This is a genomic window from Autumnicola edwardsiae, assembly GCF_031846505.1.
In the GTDB taxonomy this organism is placed as follows: Bacteria; Bacteroidota; Bacteroidia; order Flavobacteriales; family Flavobacteriaceae; genus Autumnicola; species Autumnicola edwardsiae.
Map to the genome: position 1 here is coordinate 1 of NZ_JAVRHP010000164.1, position 3,844 is coordinate 3,844.

Here is a 3,844-nt window from a genome sequence, read left to right on the forward strand (position 1 = left end):
TTTTTTCTTAGTTGGTTTTTAATTTCACTTTTAATATCTTTTCTTTCCTCATCGGAATATTCCTCGCTGTAGTCAAGATAAATTGCAATTTCATCTAAAATATCTTTGCACATTTTTATTCTTGTTTTGCTGTTTTTCACTTTAATTAATAGTTCTTATATCTTTTCTAATTTGATCTTTCAAAAGTTTTCGTTCTTCTCGGGTGTATTCATTCCTATATTCCCGGTAAAGTTGAAGTTCCTTAAAGATCTTCTCAGTTGTTGATTCCATTATTTTGCTTTTTACTGGTTTGCTGCGTTTTTAATAACCTTCATTTCAGGCTCTTTGTTCTGCTGTATAGTTTCATAAAACTGCATAAACATATCTGCGTTGAGGTCTTTATCTTCCCGGCGGTTAATGTACTCCAGGAACATACTTTCCTTAGAATGGCCTGTGATGCCAATTAGTACAGGAGTAGGTATCTTTTTATAGTAATTGGTTGCAAATGATCGTCTGAAGGTGTGAGAAGTTACGAGTTCGTGTTTTGGGTAATAGTCTAATTTCTTCCGCTTCGTTTTCTTGTCATATTTTTTGCCCTCTATCATTTCATCGATTTCCGCAAGTTTGCAAACATCTTTGATGTGCTTATTTAATTTTTGCGGACTAATAGAGTAGGGGAAGTTATTTTCTACAATGTCGATAACGTGGGGTGCAATTACCCCAACTGTAACCGCTTTGCCGGTTTTCTGCTGCTCTATATCAATATAAATGCGGTTGTTCTTGTACCGTAGATCATCCGGTGTCAACCTCAACAAATCACTTGCACGTTGTCCTATCTCGCAACCTATTAAAAGCCAATTTCGGGCGTTCTCCTGGGCTTCCGTTTCCAGTTCTGCCTTGCGTATTTGCTCCAGTTCCTCAAAGGATAGGGTAACTATCATTCTATCGCTGTTCTGCTCTTTAAAGCCTTGAATTTGCTTTGCGTATGGATTAACTTTTATATCAATTTTCTCAGCATCCAAACAAACCGTTTTGAGGTTATCTAATATCTTGCCCGAGTAATTTATGGAATAGTTCTTTTTGTTCATTAACCAATTAGTAAGCCTGTCAACAAAGGATTTGTTTATGTCTTGGAAATGGATCTTTTTTTTAATTTCCTTTTCGTAGGCTTCAATAAGTTTTTTGAATGACTTGTAACCCGTTATTCTTCGTTCAGATAATCCTATTTTATTACTGCCTTTTATCTTCCGGGTGTTGGCATTATCAATAATATACTGCGTATGGTTTGTTACCAGGCTATTATCGGTTTTCTTTACCCGGTTAAAGCACTGATCTATTTTTTCTCGCAGCCAATTAACATCTATTAAAATTCCGTTCGCCTGAGCGGTATTTACCTCATCATAAATGAACTTTTGAAGATTGTTCAATTTGCTGAAGGTCTTTTTTGTTTCCTCTGAATTTTGCTTAGGTCGTTTCGTGGTCTTGCTCCAGTCTTTAGGATGGACTGTGAAACCTGAAGGAGTAGAAATAACATTTCCTTCTTCTAGTGAAACATAAATAAATATAGAAACAGGCTTGTTTGCCTTACTGCGTATTCTAAAGTTTACCGTTGCCATAATAAGAAGTATTGAACATTTGAACAATGCTAATTTAGTCCAATTTGTCAACTTGACAAAGAATTGACAAAGGAAATTAACTTGTTATGAAATCTCAATCAATCCTATTACTATATCTAAATCCTTGAATATTGCTGTGTTAGTGGGTTAATTGATCCTTTGTTGAGGTTTTATGGTAGTTTCCGAAAAGGGTTAAATAGTGGGTTTCCTCTCCCGTCCCGAGTACTGAAACCCTCTGTATCTTATTGATATGGAGGGTTTTGTGTTTTCTGATTTGTCAAACATTTGACAAGCAAAATTAAGAAGGATTTTTTTGAAGGTTTGTACCTATAAGGTGTTTAAAAACTTGCAGGCCTCTATTGCAAGGTGAGGCGTGTAAAATGTGAATTATCAATCTTTACAAAAATTTTGCATGAGGGATAGGAGCGGCTACCGTGTAGCGCGGATAGCCCGGCACGAAGGGCATGCCATAATAAAAATCTTAATAGAATACTCCGGAAAAGAGCTCATAATGTTATTTTCTTCGCCTATTGCTCACCAAATAAGCTTCCTTTTATACAACAAGATGCTCTTGGAATATCTGTTTAAGGTGATGCTTGGAAAATGCCAATTATCGGTATCAGTTGATTACCTAAATCACCTTTTAGACTTGTGGTTCGTAAATAATGAATATGATGATTAGAAAATGCCAATTATCAGCATTATTCGAACATCAGGAAAGGAGTGTTTAATAAAAAAGGATCAGCGATTGGCTGATCCTTTATAAATCCAAGAAGGAGATTAAATTGCCTTTTATGCGGCTGGTAAGTCCCCTTTTCCTTTGGTTGGAAGTTTGGTGGAGCCCATAAGGAATTTATCTACGTTGTATGCGGCTTCACGACCTTCTGATATTGCCCAGACTATTAATGATTGTCCCCTGCGCATATCACCGGCAGCAAATATGTTTGGCACATTTGTCTGATAACTTTCGTCTCCTTTTATGTTGGTCCTGTTGTCTAAGTCCAAGCCTAATTTTTCACTTAATGTCTTTTCTGGTCCCGTAAAACCAAGTGCCAGAAGCACCAGGTCACAAGGCCATTCTTTTTCTGAATCAGGTACTTCCTGAAGTTTAGGTCTTCCGTTTTCACCCTTTACCCATTCAATATTTACTGTTTTAAGTGCTTTTAATTTCCCTTCCTTATCTTTTACAAATTCTTTGGTAGAAATACTCCAGTTTCTTTCTACTCCTTCTTCGTGTGATGAACTTGTCTTCAAAGTAAAGGGCCAGTACGGCCACGGATTTTCTATAGTTCGATCTTTAGAAGGCATTGGCATAATTTCAAAATTGGTAACAGATTTTGCTCCGTGCCGGTTAGAAGTACCAACACAATCTGATCCTGTATCACCGCCACCAATTACAATTACATTTTTTCCTTCTGCATGTAATCTTTCTGTAGGTTCGGCCAGGCCATCCACAACTTCATTATTTCTCTTTAAGAACTCCATTGCCTGAACCACGCCTTCTCCATCTGCACCCGGAATAGGCAAAGGTCTTTTTTGGGTTGCGCCACCGCAGAGTACGATTGCATCGAACTCTTTTAGTTTCTCAATTTCGTAGTTTACTCCTACGTTGGTCTCTGTTAAGAATTCTATACCTTCTGCTTCAAGAATTTTTAATCTCCTGTCTATTACGTGTTTTTCCATTTTAAAATCTGGAATTCCATATCGCAATAAACCTCCTACTTTTTTATCACGTTCAAAAACAGTTACTTTATGTCCTGCTCTGTTTAACTGCTGTGCGGCAGCTAATCCTGCAGGGCCAGATCCCACTACAGCAACAGTTTTTCCTGTCCTGTGCGTTGGTGGTTCTGGTTTAATCCAGCCTTCTTTAAAGCCTCTTTCCGGAATGTACTTTTCAATCATTTCTATGGCGACAGGAGGTTCTATTATTCCCAGTACACAAGCAGATTCGCATGGTGCGGGGCATAAGCGTCCTGTAAATTCCGGAAAGTTGTTAGTGGAGTGAAGGATAGCATTTGCTCTCTTCCATTCGTTTTTGTAAACAGCATCATTAAAGTCCGGAATAAGGTTTCCAACCGGGCAGCCACTGTGGCAAAAAGGGATTCCGCAATCCATACAACGGGCTCCCTGTTCATTTAGATCCTGGTTATCAATATCTTTTGTAAATTCTGTATAACTTTTTATTCGTTCCGGAGCAGCATAAGTTTCCTCTTCGGTCCTTTTGTATTCCAAAAACCCTCTTAATTTTC

General features: G+C 37.8%; 3 protein-coding genes. All 3 read right to left on the reverse strand.

Features of this window, described 5'->3' with window-relative positions; genetic code table 11:
* Positions 1–141: 141 nt before the first annotated feature.
* Positions 142–270, reverse strand: coding sequence for a hypothetical protein (locus tag RM529_RS16320; protein WP_311485804.1), 129 nt, complete (start codon positions 268–270; stop codon positions 142–144).
* Between the two features lie 11 nt (positions 271–281).
* The gene (locus RM529_RS16325) at positions 282–1,595 is read right to left on the reverse strand and encodes a tyrosine-type recombinase/integrase (protein ID WP_311485805.1); all 1,314 of its coding nucleotides are present in this window, start codon (positions 1,593–1,595) and stop codon (positions 282–284) included.
* 792 nt (positions 1,596–2,387) lie between these two features.
* Positions 2,388–3,844, reverse strand: a 1,457-nt coding sequence (locus RM529_RS16330) for a glutamate synthase subunit beta (RefSeq protein WP_311485806.1), incomplete at its 5' end; no start/stop codon positions are given.